Annotated in this window: 22 protein-coding genes; 11 read left to right on the forward strand and 11 right to left on the reverse strand. The window is 33.0% G+C overall.

Going from position 1 to position 21,130, the window contains the following annotated elements; genetic code table 11:
* Positions 1–37 precede the first annotated feature (37 nt).
* Complete coding sequence (locus tag HRU50_RS13715) at positions 38–2,131, reverse strand: DUF3857 domain-containing transglutaminase family protein (protein WP_296351668.1); 2,094 nt, start codon at positions 2,129–2,131, stop codon at positions 38–40.
* Positions 2,132–2,237: 106 nt separating this feature from the next.
* Between HRU50_RS13715 and HRU50_RS13720 the strand changes: the two genes are divergently transcribed.
* The 3 genes from HRU50_RS13720 (at position 2,238) to HRU50_RS13730 (ending at position 5,002) form a co-directional block, all read left to right on the forward strand.
* Positions 2,238–2,687 (forward strand): DUF2452 domain-containing protein, encoded by a 450-nt coding sequence (locus HRU50_RS13720; RefSeq protein WP_296351669.1) that lies wholly within the window; start codon positions 2,238–2,240, stop codon positions 2,685–2,687.
* Between the two features lie 8 nt (positions 2,688–2,695).
* A complete protein-coding gene (locus HRU50_RS13725; RefSeq protein WP_296351670.1) occupies positions 2,696–3,259 on the forward strand; it encodes a hypothetical protein in 564 nt (187 codons plus the stop codon).
* A 291-nt stretch (positions 3,260–3,550) separates the two neighbouring features.
* Positions 3,551–5,002, forward strand: coding sequence for a transporter substrate-binding domain-containing protein (locus tag HRU50_RS13730; RefSeq protein ID WP_296351671.1), 1,452 nt, complete (start codon positions 3,551–3,553; stop codon positions 5,000–5,002).
* Between the two features lie 13 nt (positions 5,003–5,015).
* Here the strand turns inward: HRU50_RS13730 and HRU50_RS13735 are convergent, their stop codons facing one another.
* Positions 5,016–5,372, reverse strand: coding sequence for a DUF2237 domain-containing protein (locus HRU50_RS13735; RefSeq protein ID WP_296351672.1), 357 nt, complete (start codon positions 5,370–5,372; stop codon positions 5,016–5,018).
* 99 nt (positions 5,373–5,471) lie between these two features.
* On the opposite strand from HRU50_RS13735, the gene HRU50_RS13740 reads away from it, so the two are divergent.
* On the forward strand, positions 5,472–6,014 hold the full coding sequence (locus HRU50_RS13740) for a pyridoxamine 5'-phosphate oxidase family protein (protein WP_296351673.1): 543 nt from the start codon (positions 5,472–5,474) through the stop codon (positions 6,012–6,014).
* A gap of 224 nt (positions 6,015–6,238) precedes the next feature.
* Positions 6,239–8,434, forward strand: a complete 2,196-nt coding sequence (locus HRU50_RS13745; RefSeq protein WP_296351674.1) for an amino acid permease — start codon at positions 6,239–6,241, stop codon at positions 8,432–8,434.
* On the opposite strand, the gene HRU50_RS13750 is transcribed toward HRU50_RS13745, so the two are convergent.
* Positions 8,431–9,030 carry a DUF4251 domain-containing protein gene (locus tag HRU50_RS13750; RefSeq protein ID WP_296351675.1) on the reverse strand — a complete coding sequence of 200 codons (600 nt, stop codon included), beginning with the start codon at positions 9,028–9,030 and terminating at the stop codon, positions 8,431–8,433. The two genes, HRU50_RS13745 and HRU50_RS13750, sit on opposite strands and share 4 nt — an antisense overlap.
* Before the next feature lie 61 nt (positions 9,031–9,091).
* A complete protein-coding gene (locus tag HRU50_RS13755; RefSeq protein ID WP_296351676.1) occupies positions 9,092–10,645 on the reverse strand; it encodes a DEAD/DEAH box helicase family protein in 1,554 nt (517 codons plus the stop codon).
* Between the two features lie 114 nt (positions 10,646–10,759).
* On the opposite strand from HRU50_RS13755, the gene HRU50_RS13760 reads away from it, so the two are divergent.
* Positions 10,760–11,692 (forward strand): M23 family metallopeptidase, encoded by a 933-nt coding sequence (locus HRU50_RS13760; protein ID WP_296351677.1) that lies wholly within the window; start codon positions 10,760–10,762, stop codon positions 11,690–11,692.
* Between the two features lie 60 nt (positions 11,693–11,752).
* A complete protein-coding gene (locus HRU50_RS13765) occupies positions 11,753–13,966 on the forward strand; it encodes a DNA topoisomerase 3 (protein WP_296351678.1) in 2,214 nt (737 codons plus the stop codon).
* On the opposite strand, the gene HRU50_RS13770 is transcribed toward HRU50_RS13765, so the two are convergent.
* A complete protein-coding gene (locus tag HRU50_RS13770; RefSeq protein WP_296351679.1) occupies positions 13,956–14,426 on the reverse strand; it encodes a GyrI-like domain-containing protein in 471 nt (156 codons plus the stop codon). The genes HRU50_RS13765 and HRU50_RS13770 overlap by 11 nt on opposite strands.
* 22 nt (positions 14,427–14,448) lie before the next feature.
* The gene (locus HRU50_RS13775) at positions 14,449–14,898 is read right to left on the reverse strand and encodes a DUF4251 domain-containing protein (protein ID WP_296351680.1); all 450 of its coding nucleotides are present in this window, start codon (positions 14,896–14,898) and stop codon (positions 14,449–14,451) included.
* A gap of 129 nt (positions 14,899–15,027) precedes the next feature.
* Between HRU50_RS13775 and HRU50_RS13780 the strand changes: the two genes are divergently transcribed.
* From HRU50_RS13780 to HRU50_RS13790, 3 genes are all read left to right on the forward strand, one after another.
* On the forward strand, positions 15,028–15,318 hold the full coding sequence (locus tag HRU50_RS13780; RefSeq protein ID WP_296351681.1) for a DUF3817 domain-containing protein: 291 nt from the start codon (positions 15,028–15,030) through the stop codon (positions 15,316–15,318).
* 4 nt (positions 15,319–15,322) lie between these two features.
* On the forward strand, positions 15,323–16,552 hold the full coding sequence (locus tag HRU50_RS13785) for a mechanosensitive ion channel domain-containing protein (protein ID WP_296351682.1): 1,230 nt from the start codon (positions 15,323–15,325) through the stop codon (positions 16,550–16,552).
* 96 nt (positions 16,553–16,648) lie between these two features.
* Positions 16,649–17,065, forward strand: coding sequence for a glyoxalase (locus HRU50_RS13790; protein WP_296351683.1), 417 nt, complete (start codon positions 16,649–16,651; stop codon positions 17,063–17,065).
* On the opposite strand, the gene HRU50_RS13795 is transcribed toward HRU50_RS13790, so the two are convergent.
* Positions 17,062–17,739: a DUF2461 domain-containing protein gene (locus HRU50_RS13795; RefSeq protein ID WP_296351684.1), complete on the reverse strand. Its 678-nt coding sequence runs from the start codon at positions 17,737–17,739 to the stop codon at positions 17,062–17,064. The two genes, HRU50_RS13790 and HRU50_RS13795, sit on opposite strands and share 4 nt — an antisense overlap.
* 167 nt (positions 17,740–17,906) lie before the next feature.
* Between HRU50_RS13795 and HRU50_RS13800 the strand changes: the two genes are divergently transcribed.
* Complete coding sequence (locus tag HRU50_RS13800; RefSeq protein ID WP_296351685.1) at positions 17,907–18,128, forward strand: hypothetical protein; 222 nt, start codon at positions 17,907–17,909, stop codon at positions 18,126–18,128.
* Between the two features lie 50 nt (positions 18,129–18,178).
* Here HRU50_RS13800 and HRU50_RS13805 read toward each other — a convergent pair whose 3' ends face one another.
* From HRU50_RS13805 to hisA, 4 genes are read right to left on the reverse strand one after another with little or no spacing between them, the layout of a single operon-like run.
* Positions 18,179–18,964 carry a tRNA pseudouridine(38-40) synthase TruA gene (locus HRU50_RS13805; RefSeq protein ID WP_296351686.1) on the reverse strand — a complete coding sequence of 262 codons (786 nt, stop codon included), beginning with the start codon at positions 18,962–18,964 and terminating at the stop codon, positions 18,179–18,181.
* A 44-nt stretch (positions 18,965–19,008) separates the two neighbouring features.
* A complete protein-coding gene (gene hisIE / locus HRU50_RS13810) occupies positions 19,009–19,608 on the reverse strand; it encodes a bifunctional phosphoribosyl-AMP cyclohydrolase/phosphoribosyl-ATP diphosphatase HisIE (RefSeq protein WP_296351687.1) in 600 nt (199 codons plus the stop codon).
* Positions 19,605–20,360: an imidazole glycerol phosphate synthase subunit HisF gene (gene hisF / locus HRU50_RS13815; RefSeq protein WP_296351688.1), complete on the reverse strand. Its 756-nt coding sequence runs from the start codon at positions 20,358–20,360 to the stop codon at positions 19,605–19,607. Before hisF ends, hisIE begins: the two co-directional genes overlap by 4 nt.
* A 25-nt stretch (positions 20,361–20,385) precedes the next feature.
* Complete coding sequence (hisA, locus tag HRU50_RS13820) at positions 20,386–21,126, reverse strand: 1-(5-phosphoribosyl)-5-[(5-phosphoribosylamino)methylideneamino]imidazole-4-carboxamide isomerase (RefSeq protein ID WP_296351689.1); 741 nt, start codon at positions 21,124–21,126, stop codon at positions 20,386–20,388.
* Positions 21,127–21,130: the final 4 nt, after the last annotated feature.

Here is a 21,130-nt window from a genome sequence, read left to right on the forward strand (position 1 = left end):
TAAATTTTAAAACATTCTGAAATTCAACTTGATAGATTTAAAACTCTCTATTTCTGTTTTGATGTCTTACAAAAAAGATAAGTCCTACAATGATTGCCACAGCAATACCAAGCGCCCAATAAAAAAATGTCATAAAGCTAGAAACGATTTTTTTACCTTCAAATGAATTAAATAATTTTTCACTTGTGGCGTAACTCTTTGGTATATAAACATAATAAGATAGAATTTCTTCAGCCTCTTTAATTTTAGTGTAGAATTCATTAAAATCCTCAAGTGACACGTATCCTTTTTTATTTTCATATTCATAATCAAGGTATAAGATATTACCATGATTGTTGAGTTTCCCTTGCATACTGTATATGAAGCTCTTAGAGTTAATAGTGACGTCGTCTGTATTTAGAGACCATTTTCTAGGTAGCATTACCGTGATATGATGTTTCTTATGACTTGGATAGTAAAGAGCAAAAGGTGTTTGCCTTTCCTTAGTATTAGGTGATATGAAAACATCTAAAATACTATATGGACTAAAGTCAGCACTAATATTCTTTTCATTACCAACCATAGGTTTCCAAATACTATTAATTTTATAATGTTCTTCTACTATCAATCTATTTGATAAACTATCATCATCAATGCTTGGCTCTTCAATAACTTCAACACCATCATACAAGTCTTCATAGTAACTTTTAAATTCCTTACTTAAGTTAGATAAACTCGTATACTTATAGCGTCTGCGCATCATGTCTGCTTCAGCACCTTTGTATAAAGTGTGCACTCTCAGTGTAGCTGGTCCACCAACAGTAGGCAAATCAAACGTATCGTAAACTTCTACTAGATTTTCAACATTGTTAGTAACGCTTTCTGGCGCTGTTACACCATCTTTAATTACCAAAACATTGCCATATTCTGGAAAAGCAATGGCGTCATGATGTCCAAATTGATTATTTAAAGTAGGATCGTAAAAGAGAGCTTCACCATCTTTATTGATGACTTTAACTACCACATGATCAAACACTTTTGGCGAAGGCAAAAACTCGTGTAATGTTTCCCCATAGTATGTGTTTACAAGTGCAGGATATGCTTCAATATTCATGGCGCGCAACATACTTACCATCAGCCAGGTTTTATCTTTACAATCCCCAAAACGTTGCTCAAATACTTTATTTGGTGAGAATGGCTTGTATGCACCAATACCAGACTCTAAACCGAGATAGCGTATCTCTTCTTGTACAAATTTTAAGGTCACTCTAATTCGATCACCTTCATAATCAAAATTTGATTTTATCTCTTCTATTTTAGTTCTTAAGGCTTGTGAAATTGGGCCATCTTTTTCATACACATTCAATCCCCATAACACAACCTCAGCCCAAGAGTTATAGTCCGACACAAACAAATTATCATAAGCCATATACCAACTCGGTGTGTTATCTTCAAATTCTGGGGCTTTAGCAAGTGTTGTTTGCCAATTATAGGTGATGTAACCATTATAAGTACTAACTTTTGGTTCTACCTGAGTATTGGTGAGTTTATAATTAAGTTTTCGCTTCGAAATAAGGTAATAATTAATTTTACCTACAGGCTGAAAATCATTCAGCGCTGTTGCACCAGAAAAATGATCTCCATGTATTGGGTTAAAACCTTTATTAGAGTAGGCGACATCTAGTATATCTCCATTTCTAATGTCTGCTAAATTAGCTACAGCATTGAGACTACCATCATAAATGTAGCTTTCCGAATTAGACTCTTTTCTTATGACCTGAAAATCATTCACGTTGAGTTTATTAATCCGTTTTCCATTTCTGTATACCACAATAGAGTGTAGGGTCAATTGCTGATAGGTTGGATCGTAATTTATAGAAATTGAAGAACCATCTTGTATACCAACATTGTCCGTAATTTTTCTGGCAAAACGGATATAACGTTCTTTTTTAGGAATATGGATTTGTTCATCGCTTAACAATGTCAATAAACCATAAGAAATGTCTTTAGTTTCTATATCTGGACTTTTATCATAAGATTGTTCAATAACCCATTGCGGTGTTTGACTTACTTTAATCTGAGTATAGGTGATTTGAAATGCACAGAATATGTTTAGTATAATGAAGTGTCGAATAATAGATTTCAAGGTCATAATTACTGATTGGTAGACAAATAAAAGAAAAATAATGTCATCAAACGGTATTTCACCAGATTATTGGCTTCACTACGAAATCCGTATCTTTGTGCTGTAAAAGACTATGGGAAAGAAAGCAGAACAAAAAGAGAAACGACCTGATTTAGTGGTGTTTGATGAGGAAAAGCAACGCTATGATGCCGCCTTTAGACCTTATGGAACTAATGTTGGGGCTCCACAAATTAAGTTACCAAACAATGGTAGCTGGAAGAACTCTCAAATTTACAAAGCCAATAAGCATCTTAAAGCGAAATATGAAGCTATAAAAGCAGAATACGAAGCTTTGCTTAAGGTTATGAAATACAATGAGCTAGTTACAGCATCCAAATTTACATTTGAACCATTAATAGGTGAAGTATACCATTTATATAACAATGCTAAGGAAGAACCCTTTTTATCTATAATAGATCCTGAAAGTTGTAATTTTCAGCATTTGGGAAGTTTTAGATTAACATCAGACTATTTATGGGAAAAAGTGGAGGACAAGCCTAGCACATTTTTACCTAAATTATAAACTATATAATGAGAATTTTTAATGCATTACGATTTGAGTTACTAGGAAAGAGTAAGTTAGGTCGTTATCTGTTATATGCATTAGGAGAAACCATTTTGGTGGTTATTGGTATTTTGATTGCCCTTTGGGTAAATCGTAAGAATGAAGAATCTAAACGTATTGATGAGACCGAAGTTGTAGGACAGATGGTTCTAGAGCAAATGCGTAAAGACGTCAAGGAAATTGAAAGTCTCTTAAATGATTGGGATGACGAGCGAAAGGTAGCGGATACCATTTTAAGATTCACAAGAAAAGACGAACCCATTCCCAAAACTTGCCAGGATTGTTCAGATCTCATCATAGGTGTTTCCTTACCAACATTAACCGACCGTATTCCAAAAACTATAGTAGGTAAGTCCTTTCATAAAGGAGATTTACTAGATGCACTAGTAGATGTTGAGTATCATTATCTCGAAGGTTTAAAAATGGTGGCCTTCAATGAAAATGCAATGGTCACATTTACGTTAGAAAATCTTAAATATTGGCAAGATAATTTTAGTTGGTTTTCAGATCTCATGGCACGCGGCAGATGACAAGACGATTGTTTAGAGTACTTTTTTGAAAGTGAAGACTATCGGAATCGAGTAGCCTTTTACGAACTTATTTTACTCGAAATCTACTATGAACAATTAGATGAGTTTAAAGAAAACACAAAAAGATATATTGAGCGTTTAGAAGCTTTACTTTGAGATCTATTTTTTTATTATGTACATACTATTAAAAGTGAATCAAACTTGTGTTACACTTATCAATTAGTTCATAACATTTAAGGCTTTATTTCTGTGCTAAAATTTTTATCTAAATATTAGTATCTTTATAAAGCTATGCTGATACATTTTAGAGTTTATATAGTATTTATTGTTCTAATTATATTTTCTTGTAAAGAGGATTCCAATCTTAATCAAACCAAAGATCCCAATTACAATCCCATTGTAGCTAATTCCGTAGACAGAGATTTAGATGAGATAAAAAAGGATGGAGTTCTTAGAGCGCTAGTAGTTTATAGTAGTACCAGTTATTTTTTGTACAAAGGTGAGGCAATGGGTTTTGAATATGAATTGTTAACTCAATTGGCAAAAGACCTAGGTTTAAAATTAGAATTGGTCGTATCTAATGATCTAGATTCCCAATTTGAAGTACTAAATAGGGGAGACGTAGACCTTATTGCTCACGGTATGACTATTACTAATCAGCGCAAATGGGAGGTGGACTTTACCGAATATTTATATCTAACAAAGCAGGTATTAGTGCAGTGTAAACCTGAAAACTATAGAAATATGTCTTGGGCTTCACTACAAAAACACTTAATACATGATCCAATAGAACTCATTGGAGATACCGTTTCGATAAGAAAAAATTCAGCCTATTATGAACGTATTTTAAGTCTTTCTAATGAGATGGGAGGTGATATTATTATTGATACTCTAAGTAGTGAACTAACTACTCCCGAAATTATAGATATGGTAGCCAAAGGACAGATTAAGTACACTATTGCCGATGAGAACATTGCTAAGATTAATACGTCAAACCAACCTATCCTAAATATTGATGTGCCTATATCATTTTCACAGCGTATCGCATGGGTAACTAGAACAAAGTCAGTAAAATTTCGAGAGGTTGTTAATGAATGGATTATTAAGCAGAAGAAAACGGTTAATTATAATGTCATTTATAATAAATACTTTAAAAATAAGCGGTCATTTAACCGACGTATCAAAAGTGAATATTACAGTTTAAAGAATAATCAAATTAGCAAGTTCGACAATCATTTTAAAAGGTATGCTGAAAAAATAAATATCGATTGGCGCTTATTGGCTTCTCAAGTATATCAAGAATCACGTTTTGATCCTAAAGCGCAATCTTGGGCTGGCGCCGAAGGTTTAATGCAGGTTATGCCTGCTACTGCCGAAGCATTGGGTATAGAAGACATCTCTAATCCGATTGAAAGTATTAAAGGTGGGACCAAATATCTAGATCAAATGTACAAGTACTTCTCACATATCGAAGATCATGAAAACCGTATAAAATTTGCTTTAGCTTCTTATAATTGTGGTTATGGCCACGTACTAGATGCACAACGGTTGGCTGAAGCTAATAATCTTAATCCTAATATTTGGCAGAATAATGTTGATAAAACTATGCTAGCATTACGGCTGCCAAAAAACTATAAAAAGCCCTTTATTAAATATGGTTATGTAAGAGGTACTGAACCTGTTACTTATGTACAACAAATTTTTGAGCGATACGAGCATTATAAACAGTTCATTAGCTTATAAAGTTGATTAAATCCTAGAGTTTAAAGGCCTCTAAAACCTCAAGTTTAGTGAATTCTAATGCTTTTTCGTGTGTTGCATTAAGGTCTATTTTTGGTGCGACACCAGCTTTGTACGCTTCTAACCAACGCGAAATACACAAACACCATTTATCACCTGGTTGTAAACCAGGAAACTGCCACTGAGGAATTGGTCGTGTTAAATCATTACCACGTTGCTTTGTAAATGCTAAAAATTCTTTTGTTACTACTGCACAGACCACGTGTGTACCTGTATCTTGAGGCATGGTTCTGCAGAATCCATCTCTAAAATAGCCAGTCATAGGATTTGTGCAACAAGATATTAAGGGTTTTCCATAGACGTTATTTGCCATAATTTTTCTCTTTCAATGTTTATGTATTTACCATGTGAAATTTACAAAATCCTTAAGAATCTAACTTGTGTTGAATCCTTATATTCACTAAAAAAAGTTTTGGAACTAGAATTATTAGAAACAGTACGACGAGAATTAATCAATGGTTATTCTAAAAAGCGTCATCCATTTAGATATTTCACACTTGCTACGGTTAATAATGGAAAACCGCGTCAACGCACCGTCGTTTTACGTAAATTGTTGCCAGATTTTAGTGTATTAATATATACTGATCAACGGTCACAAAAAATAAATGACATTTCAAAAAACCCTAAAGTAAGTGCATTATTTTACCATCCAAAAAAATTGTTACAATTGCGTATTGATGCCACTGCCGAAATTATAACAGATTCAGTTCAGCTAAATAATTATTGGCAGAATATTCCTGAGAATTCTCGCAAAGATTACATTACTGTCAAAGCTCCAGGATCTGATATAAGTCATCCAGATCATGTAGATTATGATAGTGAAACCAATTATTTTACTGCGATACGACTTATACCGAATACCATAGAATATTTACAATTACAACGTCCGAATCATTTACGCATACGATTTGAGAATAATGGCAATGCCTGGCATAGTCAGTTTTTGGTGCCTTGAATTTAAGTATTAATTGTTTTAAAATTCTTAAATATGTATGGTATATTTTTTTAAGTATTTATTATATCCCATAGTTGTCCTATAATTTTTATTATGTAAAATAGAATTTCTGAGTTATTCTTTACACTTCACTATTTCTCATGATGAATGTCATTAGTTTCATCTCTTCCATCACTTACTTTTACTAGATAATTATTACTTTTAATACAACTACGTATTTGTTTATGTCTGATAAATCGACTTCAATAAAAAAATTCGGAACGTTTGGTGGCGTATTTACACCAACTTTATTAACCATTCTTGGAGTAATAATGTACTTACGTTTGGGTTGGGTTGTCGGAAATGCTGGTTTACTTGGTGCTTGGCTTATCATACTTATTTCATTCCTAATTACCTTATGTACAGCTTTATCTATGTCTGCCATAACTACCAACATTCGTATTGGTGCTGGTGGCGCTTATGCAATTGTTTCTCAGGCTCTAGGTCTTGAAGTTGGCGGAAGTTTAGGCATTCCACGTTACATATCACAAGCTTTAGCTGTGACGATGTATATTTTCGGTTTTCGTGAAGGTTGGCTTGGTATTTTTCCGGACCACAATCCATTTTTAGTAGATCTTATTGTATTTGCGTCTTTATTTACAATTGCCTACATCAGTGCAAATTTGGCCATTAAAACCCAGTATATCATAATGGGCATCATTATCATATCTTTTGTTTCTATAGTGATTGCAGCTTATGATGGTTCTATGTACCATTCTGTAAGTGATACTTTAAGTTGGGGTTCGTTTAAAGGCTCTCAAGAAAATGGATTTTCTGGTAGTAGTTTTTGGATTGTTTTTGCCGTCTTTTTTCCTGCGGCTACCGGTATTATGGCTGGTGCAAACATGTCTGGTGAACTTAAAGATCCTAAAAAAAGTATTCCTACAGGAACATTATGGGCTATTGGAGTTAGTTTCCTTATTTACATGTTGTTAGCCTTCTGGATTTCACGTAGTGCTTCAGAACAAGAATTGCTAAATAACTACTATGTCATGGTAGACAAAGCCTACTTTGGTCCTGCAATTATTGCTGGTATTTTAGGTGCAACCTTCTCTTCTGCTTTAGCGTCTATTGTAGGATCGTCACGTATTTTATTCGCTATGGGGCAACATAATGTATTACCCTATTCTAAAATACTTTCTGGTACAAGTGCCAATGGTCAACCAAGAAATGCAATGATGGTCACAGGTTTACTCATATTTCTAACCTTACTTTTAAGGAATCTTAATGCGGTAGCACCTTTAGTAACTCTATTTTTCTTAATTACGTATGCCATGATAAATATTGTGGTGATTATAGAACAACGTTTGGGTTTAATAAGTTATCGACCAATTTTTAAGATTCACAAATGGGTACCATGGTTTGGTCTGATTTCATCTGTGTTTGCCATGTTTATCATTAACCCTACCGTGAGTTTAATATCTATAGCCATTGTACTTATGGTATATTGGTATTTATCTCGTCAAAACCTAGAAACCCCATTTGAAGATGTGCGTTCTGGCTTGTTTGTATCCTTTGCTGAATGGGCCGCAAAACACACTTGGGGCATGAAACAAAAACAACAACGTGCTTGGAAAGCAAATCTTATGGTGCCGGTTAGAGATATTAATGGTCTTCGTGGTACTTTTGAATTTTTACGGAATATCACTAAACCCAAAGGTTCTATTAAATTATTAGGTATTGAACCTTTTACTGAGCATAGCACACTTGCCATACAATTAGAAGATATATCAGCTTCCTTTAGAGAAAAAGGTGTCTTCTCCTCCTCTACTGTTATCCATACAGATCAATTTGCGAATGGTATCAATTATAGTAGTCAAGCATTAAATGGTGCATTCTTTAGACCTAACATCATGTTTTTAAATCTTCAAGACCATGATGATTACGAAAACGAACTTAAGCTTGTTATGAAAGAGTCTATGCGCTTAGAAATTGGGATTCTATTATTCAATTTGCATACGACTACATTACTTGGACAGCGAAACACGATTAATGTTTGGGTAAGTGACCGCAGAGGAAATTGGGAATTAGGCGGATTAGATATCGGAAACTTAGATTTGTCCATTTTAGTGGCTTATAAGCTAAAATTGAATTGGAAAGCGAGCATTCGACTAATTACAGTTGTTGAAAACCCAAATGATGCAGAAAAGGCTCAAGCATTTTTAGAATCACTGAAAGAATTGGCACGTCTGCCACAAATTCTTACGGAAGTTTCTGTTGGAAAATTCAATGATTACGTGACTAAAGCACCTTCTGCAGATCTCAATATCTTTGGAATGCAAGATACGTTGCCTTATGGTTTTATTAAAAATATGTCTCAAAAAACCAATAGTAGTTGTCTATTTGTAAAGGATTCTGGTCACGAAAGTATTTTAGCTTAAAGTGCAGTTTCGCCAGTTTCGCATGGCTTTAAGATTCCTCTGTAATTGTTCGCGGTACGATGAGAAGATAATATTAGTATTTCAGTATTATAATTAGGAAATACAGTCATAGTTATCTTATAAGATTCTTGTCTATCTTCTTCGTCTTTAACTTCAAATTTAATGACATATGCGTCTTTTCGTTTGTGCTTGGAGATATTATATTTTTCAGGTGTTGCATTAAATTCCACACCCATATCATTGCCACCATAGCGACCACCAATAAGCTGCTGTTCACCGTAATATGGCAAATATGCTTTTGCAATACTATCATTAAAGGCCATAAAAAAGCCATCGCCAACAACATCTATTCTACTAGTTGTGTTCCCTACTCTATTCGTTAATACATTATTTATGACTTGTTGTGTTGCTGCGGTATTAAAAGGAAAAACCGCTCTTATATCTACACGATAATTACGCGTATTTAAAACAGTTTCAAGCTCGGACATGGCTTCAACATTAACAACTGATTTTGTAGAATTACAACTTGTTAACAGTAAAAAAAGACTTAAGCATAGTGCTTTAATCATGTATTTATAAGGTACAAAGACTTTCATAACGTATCTAAGATAGTCATTCATCAGCTTTTTACCAATAACATTAACACTGCGTTAGAGATTAATCTTCAGGTGGATAACCATGAATTTCTTCAAACTTCTCATCAAAATTAGTTCTTAGATAAGAATTCAGTTTCTTTTGGTAATCGTCCTTTAGCCATTTTAAAAAGTTGTGCGTACTTTTACTAATACATTTAGCATACAATTCAATACGTTGATTAATATCACCTTTTAATAGCTTCGCTAGAGCTAAGGCATCATAAACATCTTCACTGTTTTCAATACAGATTTTAGCATGATGCTCTATAGAACGCTCTAAAACTACTTTTGAGGATTCGCCTGCATCTACCGCATCTTTATAGCATTGGCGTATATCAAAATAGGTGTCTTCAGATTTTGAGAACTCTTCTTTAATCTCATCTGGTAATTCATGCTTAAAGTTCGCCTCGATAGCATCATCACTTTTAATGCGATCCGCGTACCAATTAGGTGATTTAAAAATCAATTGCCAATCTAAATCTGCTCCCCAAGGTCCGAATCTGTAAATGTTATTACCAAGATCAATGACGTTGAACTTCTCTTTGTTATTTAAGATACGCGATCCTCTACCAATCATTTGATAGTATAAGGTCAAGGATTTTGTTGCTCTATTTAAGATGATGGTGTCAATAGTTGGCTCATCAAATCCTGTGGTTAAAATACTTACTGATGTTAAAATGGCATTTGGTGTCTCATGAAACCAATCTAAAATTTGTTTACGCTGCTTTTTGGTTGCCGTATTGTCTAAATGCATAATAGGTAAACCTGCTTGTCTGAAGGCATAATACACACTTATGGAAGTATTAATACCATTATTAAAAATCAAGGTCTTTTTACCTAAAGAATGTTTCTTGTAAGCGTCAACCGTTTTTTGAAGCATTGCAGGACTAGTATATAAATCCTCTGAAGATTTTACTGTATAATCGCCATTAGAACCTACTTCTAGCGAAGTTAGACCCATATCATAAATAAAGGTTTCGCAACGTGCTAAAAACTCATTCTCAATAAGGTTTTCTATGGTTTCACCTGTAATCAATTCATTGTAGTTTTTCTTCATAGGTAAGTCCTTATTAGAACTTAAAGGTGTTGCTGTTACACCAAGTATAAAGGACTTTTCGAAAAACTTAAAAAGCTTAGTAAACGAATTATAGTGAGCTTCATCAATAATAACTAAACCAACATCCGAGATATCTAGTTTATTATCATTAAGACGATTATTTAGAGTTTCAACCATGGCTACAAAGCACGAGTAATCTGCCTGGTCGTCTAAATTTGCTTTACTATCAACAACTTTATTGGTGACCCCAAAACTGGTTAGCATTTCAGACGTTTGACGACACAATTCTATTCTGTGCGTCATTACCAAAACTTTTTTATTGTGATTTTTTAAATATTGTCGCACCATTTCGGAGAATATCACTGTTTTTCCACCACCAGTTGGTAATTGATATAATAAGTGGTAATCATCAGGTGCTGTATCAAACTTTTCAAATATTTGACTGATAGCGCCTTGTTGGTACTGATATAATTCCTTATCTGTTTTTTTTTCTTGTACCGCTTGGTTTGGTTGAGACATATAAAAGGTTGATTGTTTATTCAATTGTGCAAAACTAAGTATTTTAAGAGATTTGGATTTACAATATTTCTATTAATTTAGCGTTCGTTTTTAATTAGCTATTAAATTAAATAAATGAAGTATCGCTTAGTATTAGGTCTTTTTGCGCTTTCACTATTATCAGTTACTGCACAAGAAGATCCACTATCTAAATTATTAAAAATTAAAATCCCAACGCAAACAGGTAAAGTCACAGCTTTGCAAGAAGTCGAAATTCCTGAGCATTCTGAAGACTCTTCAAAGGCATCCACGATCACAGATATTAAAGCGGAGTTTTGGGATACAACCGTTTATAATCCTTATAGACATACTGAAGTTGAATATCCATTTCAAGTCAATTTTACAGATAGTACTTACGCGAATCCTGTAAAATTTAAAAAGGTTGTGACCTCACGTTATGGATGGCGTCGAGGACGACCACACAATGGTATTGATATAGATCTTGTTACTGGTGATTCTGTAGTTTCTGTTCTTGATGGCATTGTACGTTTCGCAAGATATAGCAGTGGCCATGGTAGAACTGTAGTTGTGAGACATTTTAATGGATTAGAATCTACATATGCACATTTATCTCATATTGCAGTTAAAGCAAATGATACTTTAAAGAAAGGTGATTATTTAGGTAAAGGTGGAAATACAGGACGTTCTCGAGGTAGTCATTTGCATTTTAGTTTAACCTACAAAGGACAATTTATTCATCCCGAATATCTTTTTAAATTTGATGAAACAAATGCAATAAGAGCTCAAGAAATGTGGGTCACGAAGCGATGGACCAGAGCAAGTTTTCACAGTGCATATAGAGTGTCAAAATTAGAGTTGTTAGAATCAAAAGATGATGCGCTAGCAAGTTTAGTGAAGGAGCGAAAAATTTATGTTGTAAAACGTGGGGACACCTTATCTCGGATATCTAGACGCAACAATACCACAATAACTTCTATATGTAGAACGAATAAAATAAAGAAAAATTCTACACTAAGAATTGGTCAGAAACTAATTTTAGAAATCTAAAAATTAGATAAAAAATCTATAAATTTATTTATTTTGCAGCTTCATTAAAATTGTCATTTTTTGAAAGTCTGTATCGCGGAAAAGCCAAGTGTAGCAAGGGAAATTGCATCTGTGTTGGGTGCTACCACAAAGCGTGACGGTTACTTTGAGGGTAACGGTTATGCAGTGACTTACACGTTTGGTCATTTATGTTCACTCTGTGAACCCAGCGACTATAAACCATATTGGAAGAGTTGGGATTTAAATAATCTACCGATGCTTCCTGAGAAATTCAAAATTAAAGTATCGGATAACGATGGTATTAAGAAACAATTTAATATTGTAAAATGTCTTTTTGATAAAGCAGATGTGGTTATTAACTGTGGTGATGCAGGCCAAGAAGGAGAACTGATTCAACGCTGGGTCATTAATGAAGCGAAATATAAAGGTGAAGTGCAACGTCTGTGGATATCATCTTTAACTACTGAAGCCATAAAAGATGGTTTTAAAAATTTGAAACCTTCAACCGATTATGATAATTTATATTACGCAGGCTTTTCAAGGTCTATTGGTGATTGGTTGTTAGGTATTAATGCCACACGTTTGTATACGGTTAAACATGGCGGACACAATCAAGTACTTTCTGTAGGACGTGTTCAAACTCCTACTCTAGCGATGTTGGTTAGACGATACAAAGAAATCGAAAACTTTATTCCACAGCCCTATTGGGAATTACAAACGCTTTATAGAGACACTTTATTTAGTTACGAAGAAGGTCGTTTTCTTAAAATGGAAGACGGAGAAGTTTTGGCAAATAAAGTTAAAGAACACGACTTTGAAATTTTAGACATAACAAAGAAAAAAGGTACAGGATACGCACCCAAACTATTTGACTTAACTGGCCTGCAAGTGTATTGTAATACAAAGTTTGGAATGTCTGCAGATGAGACATTAAAGACGGCCCAAAAACTATATGAGAAAAAGGCAATTACATACCCTAGAGTGGATACCACTTTTCTTCCAAACGATATGTATCCAAAGGTAAAAGGTATTTTATCTAAACTTATTGATTACAATGATCTTACATCACCTTTGTTAAATCAAAAAATAAAGAAATCAGCTAAGGTGTTTAATGATAAAAAAGTAACTGATCACCATGCTATTATTCCAACAGGAATACAGACACATTTACATGGTAATGAAAACCAGGTTTACGATATTATTGTTAGACGATTTATAGCTGTTTTTTATGATGATTGTAAAGTGTCTAATACAACTGTAATCGGACAAGCTGATGATGTAAAGTTTAAAACCACAGGTAAAGAAATTTTATCTAAAGGTTGGCGCGTTGTATTTGAAACTAGAGACGGAAAGAATACCTCTATAGATAAGATATTACCGACTTTTGAAAAAGGAGAAAAAGGACCTCATGAACCGTCATTTTTAGAAAAGCAAACCAAACCACCAAAGCAATATACGGAAGCTTCGTTATTGCGAGCTATGGAAACAGCAGGAAAGCAGGTTGATGATGATGAATTAAGAGATTTAATGAAAGAAAATGGTATTGGCCGTCCTTCAACACGTGCAAACATTATAGAAACGTTATTTAAGCGTCAATATATAAAACGCAATAAAAAGCAAATTTTACCAACAGTTACAGGTATTCAGCTTATTGACACCATTCAAAATGAATTATTAAAGTCTGCCGAACTTACAGGTAATTGGGAAAAGCAACTCAAGGATATAGAAAAAGGTAAAATTAGTGCTAATGCTTTCATAAAAGGCATGAAACGAATGGTTGATGCTCTGGTTTATGAGGTTCGGACGGAAAAGGTGCAACAACGTATTTCAGCTGTGAACAATAAGACCACTACTCCATCAACGTCTAAATCTAAAACTACCAAAAAGACAATTATTGGAAGTAGCTGCCCTAAATGCAAAGCAGGTCAATTAGTCAAAGGGAAAACAGCATATGGTTGTAATTTATACGGTAAGAGTTGTGACTTTACATTACCGTTTAGTTTTGCAAGTAAAAAAGTATCTGAGAATCAGTATCTACGTTTATTAAGTAAAGGTTCTACAGTTAATTTAAAAGGTTTTAAAGTCAATAATCAATCTATTGAAGGACTTTTGCGCTTTGATGACAAATTTAAACTTAAGTTAGAACCCAAGCAACAACCTATAAAAGTTGGTGAGGCTTGCCCAAAATGTAAAACAGGGAAAATTCTAAAAGGAAAGACAGCCTTTGGTTGCAGCAATTATAAAATAGGATGCGATTTTAGGGTTAGTTTTTAAGCTTTATTGGGACATAAAAATCTTCTTCTGATTCTTCACTTCCGTTTTTATAGTTATCACCCATAACTTGAAAATGAGGTCTATCATCAATAACGTTATCTGTATTTGGCAACCATTCAGTCATAATACGCTGATAAGTAGCAGCAGCATTCATACCCTTATGAAGAAACACAGCGTATAATCCACCATCAATGGTCTTTGCTTCCATAGTTTCTGGAATGTTGATTGTATCAATTACTTCTGCACACGCCCAAATATCAAAAGCTTCATTAGGATTATTAAAATTGGAATATTCCTGAAGCGCAATAAGTTCTGTATTTACAGTATTCTGAATTAAGTGTTTTTGGGGCATAAACTGCTTCCATAGCATAATGATGTTTCCATATTCATGACGTAGCATTTGGCTCTTCATACCAACAAGCTTCTTCTCTTTAAGAGCAATTATTTTTGGTTCTATCATGAATGAGTAGGTAAATTAAAAACTATTTTAATTTACCTTTATATGTTGTTGTTTCACCCGAACTTGTAATTTCTATAAATACATTACCTATAGGCTGAACAATAATTTTGAATTGGCTGTCTGAGGTTGTGAATTCGACTATAATTACCTGTCTATCATCATTAGCATCTTCTTTGTAGTTACTAACCTTATTATCTAGTTTTAGATTGACTTTTGGGTCTAAAGTTTCAAGATTAGAAGTAATGTGATCACCATTAATGCTTAAAAAATTGGTATTACTGTTGATAGCTTTTCGATTTCTTTCGATATAAGCAACTTCAGGTGAAATAGTATACGTCTTAGATTGAATCAGTAATTTGTTAGCCTCATAGGTGGCTTTATGTTGTTCCTTTTGGTTTGTTATTTGTTGAGCATTAATCGAGTAAGTTGTTGCAATTGAAAATGCTATAAATAAAAAAGCTATATAACGCATACTAATTTTTTTATGAGGTTAAATATAAGACTTATATTCTTTATCTGATAAAATATTCTTTTCTTAAAAGCTGTTAAAAACAGCCTATTTTCTTCTGTTGTGAACTACTTTTGCACAAAATTTTGATAGATGCTAAAATTATTACCTCTTTTTAGAATTGTGGCTTTGTTAGAAGGAATTTCGTATATTCTATTATTATTTATTGCATCACCAATAAAATGGTTTTATGACGATCCGCAGTATGTAAGAATGTTAGGAATGCCTCATGGTCTTCTTTTTATAGCCTATGTTGTTATTGCTGTATTATTAAGTAAAGAAATGAAATGGGATTCTAAGAGTTTAAGAATTATACTTATTGCGGCTGTAATACCTTTTGGTACGTTTTATATAGATAAAAAGTATTTGAAAGCTAAGAACTAAAATTATGAAGCATTTTATCTACGACTTTCTTATTGAAAAAGGATTGTCTGAGAATACGGCAATCTATCTTAATATGATAGGACTTTTAATCTTTGTCTTACTCATAGCCATTATTATAGATTTTGTGATTAAACGTGTGCTATGGAAATTTTCGTCCAGTATTGCTGCAAGGACAAAAACTAATTTTGATGACATATTAATAGCTAATAAGCTTCCAAGAAATATTGCGCATATTATTCCTCTTATTATTTTAATTGAATTTGCTCCGCAAATATTTTCTGATTTTCTATATGCTGAAATAATTATAGAAAATACCTTAAGAATTATTGCAATCATTCTGACATTAAGGATTATAAAAAGCTTTTTAAATTCAGTTAAGGATTATTTAAAAACACTTCCAAGGTATAAAGACAAACCGGTAGACAGTTATATACAAGTCTTTATGATTTTTGCTTGGTTATTGGGCATATTTGGTATAGTATCAATTATTACAGGTGCAAGTTTTATTCAGTTTGCAACTAGTTTAGGTGCAGTGTCGGCAGTGATCTTATTAATTTTTAAGGATACAATACTTGGCTTTGTAGCCAGTATACAAGTTACCATTAACGATATGGTGCGTATTGGGGATTGGGTGACCTTTGAAAAATACGGGGCAGATGGTGATGTCATAGAAATTAATCTAGCGACAGTAAAAGTTCAAAATTGGGATAAGACGATTACCACCATTCCAACCTATGCATTAATTTCTGATTCGTTTAAAAATTGGCGTGGCATGACCAATTCTGGTGGACGACGCATTAAACGATCTGTAATTATAAAGCCGACATCGATAAAATTTTTAACTGCTGAAGATATTGAGCGCTTAAAAAAAATAGAATTGGTTTCCACATATTTAACCAATAGATCTGAGGAAATTAATTCATATAACATTAATAATAACATCGACAAATCCATTCTTATTAATGGAAGAAACTTAACCAACTTTGGTGTTTTTAGAAAGTATCTTCTCACTTATATAGAAAACCATTCTGCAATTAATAAGGATATGACTTTAATGGTACGTCAATTAGCGCCAACAGCTCAAGGTATACCAATGGAAATTTACGCTTTTAGTGATGATATACGTTGGGTTAATTACGAATATATTATGGGTGATATTTTTGATCATGTACTAGCTTCTGTTTCTTTCTTTGATTTAGAAATTTACGAGTTAGCCGTGGCAGGCCAAGATTAATGTTAATAAGACCGTTAACAACAAATTGTAATTGTGCAATTCAGACCACAGTTTATAGCTAAATTTAATTCCATATTAATCATTAATGATTACATCATGGCTACAAGATCTCAAGATTTACTTTCAGTTAGACCTACTATTCCTTCCGCAAAAATTAATGATAACATGAGTTTTGATGAGCGATTTCAAAATGCAACATTAAGACCAATTATTAAAATGCAGCATGATTTGTTTATTATTGTTTTTAGGAATTATATAGCAAAACATAAAAATGTTTTTTACGATTTAAGTATCCCTAAGCAGTTGGCTTATATTGATAATGCGATTCACAAGGATATGAAGTTCAGAAATTCTGTAAAAGGTATGATTATTGGCCAATTTACTATTGAAGAATATGCGCTTTATATTCAAAATTCATCTGCTTTAAATAAACGTATGATGAATATTGTAAAAACAAGACTTATAGATAGTATACAATTGTTTAAAAAGTCCAAGCTACTGAAGGCTGTTTAAAGCAAGGATTCACCATTTAGATTGGTTGTAAGCACATCGCTCATATAATCAAAATATGGTCTTATTATTTTAAATGAGGAATTAACGTCTTCAAGAAAGTTGGTGGCTAAAACTTCTTTATCTGTATATTTTTTGATAAAAATAAATTGCTTTTTGCGGATTAAATCTATTGCAGGATGTTCTTTATCAAAACCTTTGGGAGCAGTCTTTAATTCGTCTCCTACAAAATTTCCCCAAGTAGATTTAAAGGTTTCATCATTTAAAATTTCTCGCATTTCGCTGTCATCCATTTCAAACTCCTTACGAATTCTAAATAAATCCTCTTTATTTGGTTCCCAAAAACCAGTAGCGATAAATGATTCGTTATTAGGTTGAATATGCATATAATAGCCACCTCTTAATTCTGGCTTCTTTCTCGTATATGATCCACCAAAATGCGTTTTATATGGTATTTTATTTTTAGAGAATCTTACATCTCTGTAAATTCTAAAGAGTTTAATTTTTTCAATTTGATCGTGCTCACCCATCAATTCACCAAGGTAATTATAAGAAGATTTTACCTGTGCTTCAATTGCTTTAAACTCGGGTTTATGATCTTTAAACCAATCTCTATTATTATTCTTTGATAGCTTTTTAAAAAACGTAAAGGTCTCCTTAGGAATTATCTGACGCATCAATTCTTCAATTTTGTCATAAATGTATAAAAATTAGGTCTGTTTTTCGTGAAAAAATGCAGAATATCTAATATGTTGAGAAGTATGTTGAGAATTTTCTAATATAAATTTGTGTGTTGAAAGAATTTTCAGTATTATGCGTTCATTATTTAACACATATTAATTTTATGGGTAGACCAGCAACAAGACCAACTAAACTTAAAGACGGTTTTTATATCGAAATTCGTAATAAAGGTTCTAAATCGGGAGTAAAGCTCTACAGCGGAACCAAGTTACAGATGCATCGTGCAATAAAAATGTACGAACGCTCTAAAGAAGTATTAATTCTTGGAGAATCTGTAAATGGTAAGTTTGTTGATAAGGAGCCGAAATTACATGTAGTGGAATAACTAAATAACTAACTAATATAAAGGGTGAAGATTATGTCTTTACCCTTTTTTTATTCAAAATTTATAGAATGTAGAATAAGACCTGAAGCTGGCGCAATATAATCCATGACCTCTTTGCTATCTTCTTTAAGTGAGTTCTCTATATAATCTAAAGTTACTTCACTTCTCCCTAGTTTTATTAAGCAACCAAACATCAAGCGTATCTGGTTTCGCATAAAGCCTTTTCCTTTCACTTTAAAGATATAAGACTTCTTAGGAAAAAAACTAGCTGTATAAAGTGTGTTTTCTTCAATTAAACAAGAATCAATAGTTCTTACATACTCACCTTTATCAGTTGCTTTATAACAATAGGGTTTAAAATTATGAGTGCCTTCAAATAGTTTAGCACCTTGTTTCATTAAGTCCACATCAAGAGTATCTAAAATTGTACTTAAAATTGGTGCACAAAATGGATGATTTTTCTGTCCTTCTGAAAACACATAATGATACTCTTTAATTTTTGAATCTTGTATAATATTAAAGGATTTGTCTACTTCTTTAATAGACAATGCTCTAATATCTTGTGGTAAATTATGATTAAAAAGTTCTAAAAAAGAATCAAAATCTTCTAAAGGCTGGTTGTAAATAAATAACTCTAATGCAGCTTCATTTGCCGAAACCATTGCGTCTGTGCGACCAGCACCTAAAGTTTTAAATTTAATATCGCCTAAAATGTACTTTAGTGTCCGGTCAATCATTAGATGAATGGTTTTAACATCTGGCTGTTTTTGCCAACCATGAAAACGATAACCTAAATACTGAAACTTAATAAGGTAGTAATAACGTTTATCAAACATGTGTTCAAGAAAACTTATTTAGTGTCTTTTCGCAAGTTTTAATTCTATTTCTGTCGTTGTTTTAAAACATTTGCAATGTCATTTAGTTGAAATCCTTTTGCTTGTAGTAATATCAAATAGTGAAATAATAAATCAGCACTCTCATTTAAGAATAAATCATCATTATTATCTTTAGCTTCAATGACAGTTTCTACAGCTTCTTCACCTACTTTTTGAGCTATCTTATTAATGCCTTTAGAGAATAGAGACGACACATAAGATGATTCACTTGAAGCGTTTTCTTTTCGTTTTCTAATAGTGTCTTCTAAAGTCGAAATAAACCCATAAGATTGTGTATTTTCTTGTGCCCAACAGGTATCATCACCTTTATGACATGTTGGACCAGATGGATTCACTTGGATTAAGAACGTATCATAATCACAGTCTATTTTAAGATCTACTAAGTTTAAAAAATTACCGCTAGATTCTCCTTTAGTCCAAAGTCGTTGTTTAGTTCTACTAAAAAAAGTGACCTTCTTGGTGTCTATTGTTTTTTGATAGGCTTCTTCATTCATGTAGCCTAGCATTAGTATATTTTTGGTTTCCGAATCCTGAATAATTGCAGGTACTAAACCATCATTATTTTTATCAAAGTCTATCTTCATAACCTTACTGGTATATCTTGGTTTTTTAATACTTCTTTTAAATCTCTAATAGCAATTTCACCAAAATGGAAGACACTAGCAGCTAATGCTGCATCAGCTTTTCCTTCTTTAAAAGTATCAGCGAAATGTTGCATAGTTCCAGCACCACCAGATGCTATAATTGGGATATTCACAAGTTCTGAAAGTTTAGCTAAAGCCTTATTTGCAAAGCCGGCTTTTGTACCATCGTGATTCATAGATGTAAATAAGATTTCACCTGCACCACGTTGTTCAACTTCTTTAGCCCAATCAAAAAGCTTAATGTTTGTTGGAATGCTTCCTCCTGCAAGGTGTACAAACCACTCTCCTTCTATCTGTTTAGCATCAATGGCTACAACAACACATTGACTTCCAAATTTAGCTGATAGTTCATTAATTAATTCTGGTCGTTTCACAGCTGCAGAATTAATTGAAACTTTATCTGCGCCACAATGTAATAAGTCATCAACATCTTCTACAGAAGATATGCCACCACCAACAGTAAATGGAATATTAACTTGTTCTGCAACCTTTAAAACCATGTCGTGTAGTGTTCTACGTTTTTCTTTTGTTGCTGTAATATCTAAAAACACAAGTTCATCTGCACCTAATTCGGCATATTGTTTTGCCAAAGTTACCGGATCACCAGCATCTCTCAAATCCACAAAATTTACGCCTTTTACAGTGCGACCATCTTTGATATCTAAACAAGGTACAATTCGTTTTGTGAGCATAGTTGAAATTTTTTTTGTCGTACTTTTAACTTAAGATATAATTCTCTAGTTGCTTTAAACTGATTTTATTCTCATAAATGGCCTTACCTATAATAACACCTTCACATCCTAATTCTGCTAATTTTGGTAATTCATCAAATGTTGAAATGCCACCAGAAGCAATTAATTTAATAGATTCTTCGCTTCGCTCTGAATGACATTCGTTCAAAATACGCTTATACAAACCAAATGAAGGTCCTTGAAGCATACCATCTTTTGAAATGTCTGTGCAAATAACATAAGAAATACCATTTGAATGATAAGATTTAATGAAAGGAATTACTTCGATATCACTTTCTTCTTGCCAACCACTAATGGCTATTCTTTCATTATTGCAATCAGCACCAAGAATGATTTTATCTGAACCATATTTCGCAATCCAATTTTCAAAAACTGTTGGGTTTTTAACCGCTATGCTACCACCAGTAATTTGGTTTGCACCAGATTCGAAGGCAATATGTAAGTCTTCATCCGACTTAAGACCACCACCAAAATCTACTTTTAAATTGGTTTTAGATGTTATTTGTTCTAATACCTTATAATTAACTATATGACTGGCTTTTGCTCCATCTAAATCTACAACATGTAAATATTCAATTCCTGAATTTTCAAATTGCTTAGCAACTTCTAGTGGGTTTTCGTTATAGATTTTTTTAGTGTTGTAATCACCTTTTGTTAATCTTACACACTTTCCTTCTATGATATCTATTGCAGGTATAATACGCATTTAT

This window comes from Winogradskyella sp. (assembly GCF_013213835.1).
In the GTDB taxonomy this organism is placed as follows: domain Bacteria; phylum Bacteroidota; class Bacteroidia; order Flavobacteriales; family Flavobacteriaceae; genus Winogradskyella.

What these genes read in the sequence shown, in the direction of transcription:
- HRU50_RS13715 (WP_296351668.1), bottom strand. Translation starts at nt 2,131, where the DNA reads ATGACCTTGAAATCTATTATTCGACACTTCATTATACTAAACATATTC.
- HRU50_RS13720 (WP_296351669.1), top strand. Translation starts at nt 2,238, where the DNA reads ATGGGAAAGAAAGCAGAACAAAAAGAGAAACGACCTGATTTAGTGGTG.
- HRU50_RS13725 (WP_296351670.1), top strand. Translation starts at nt 2,696, where the DNA reads ATGAGAATTTTTAATGCATTACGATTTGAGTTACTAGGAAAGAGTAAG.
- HRU50_RS13730 (WP_296351671.1), top strand. Translation starts at nt 3,551, where the DNA reads ATGCTGATACATTTTAGAGTTTATATAGTATTTATTGTTCTAATTATA.
- HRU50_RS13735 (WP_296351672.1), bottom strand. Translation starts at nt 5,372, where the DNA reads ATGGCAAATAACGTCTATGGAAAACCCTTAATATCTTGTTGCACAAAT.
- HRU50_RS13745 (WP_296351674.1), top strand. Translation starts at nt 6,239, where the DNA reads ATGTCTGATAAATCGACTTCAATAAAAAAATTCGGAACGTTTGGTGGC.
- HRU50_RS13750 (WP_296351675.1), bottom strand. Translation starts at nt 9,030, where the DNA reads ATGAAAGTCTTTGTACCTTATAAATACATGATTAAAGCACTATGCTTA.
- HRU50_RS13755 (WP_296351676.1), bottom strand. Translation starts at nt 10,645, where the DNA reads ATGTCTCAACCAAACCAAGCGGTACAAGAAAAAAAAACAGATAAGGAA.
- HRU50_RS13760 (WP_296351677.1), top strand. Translation starts at nt 10,760, where the DNA reads ATGAAGTATCGCTTAGTATTAGGTCTTTTTGCGCTTTCACTATTATCA.
- HRU50_RS13770 (WP_296351679.1), bottom strand. Translation starts at nt 14,426, where the DNA reads ATGATAGAACCAAAAATAATTGCTCTTAAAGAGAAGAAGCTTGTTGGT.
- HRU50_RS13775 (WP_296351680.1), bottom strand. Translation starts at nt 14,898, where the DNA reads ATGCGTTATATAGCTTTTTTATTTATAGCATTTTCAATTGCAACAACT.
- HRU50_RS13780 (WP_296351681.1), top strand. Translation starts at nt 15,028, where the DNA reads ATGCTAAAATTATTACCTCTTTTTAGAATTGTGGCTTTGTTAGAAGGA.
- HRU50_RS13785 (WP_296351682.1), top strand. Translation starts at nt 15,323, where the DNA reads ATGAAGCATTTTATCTACGACTTTCTTATTGAAAAAGGATTGTCTGAG.
- HRU50_RS13790 (WP_296351683.1), top strand. Translation starts at nt 16,649, where the DNA reads ATGGCTACAAGATCTCAAGATTTACTTTCAGTTAGACCTACTATTCCT.
- HRU50_RS13795 (WP_296351684.1), bottom strand. Translation starts at nt 17,739, where the DNA reads ATGCGTCAGATAATTCCTAAGGAGACCTTTACGTTTTTTAAAAAGCTA.
- HRU50_RS13800 (WP_296351685.1), top strand. Translation starts at nt 17,907, where the DNA reads ATGGGTAGACCAGCAACAAGACCAACTAAACTTAAAGACGGTTTTTAT.
- HRU50_RS13805 (WP_296351686.1), bottom strand. Translation starts at nt 18,964, where the DNA reads ATGTTTGATAAACGTTATTACTACCTTATTAAGTTTCAGTATTTAGGT.
- hisIE (WP_296351687.1), bottom strand. Translation starts at nt 19,608, where the DNA reads ATGAAGATAGACTTTGATAAAAATAATGATGGTTTAGTACCTGCAATT.
- hisF (WP_296351688.1), bottom strand. Translation starts at nt 20,360, where the DNA reads ATGCTCACAAAACGAATTGTACCTTGTTTAGATATCAAAGATGGTCGC.
- hisA (WP_296351689.1), bottom strand. Translation starts at nt 21,126, where the DNA reads ATGCGTATTATACCTGCAATAGATATCATAGAAGGAAAGTGTGTAAGA.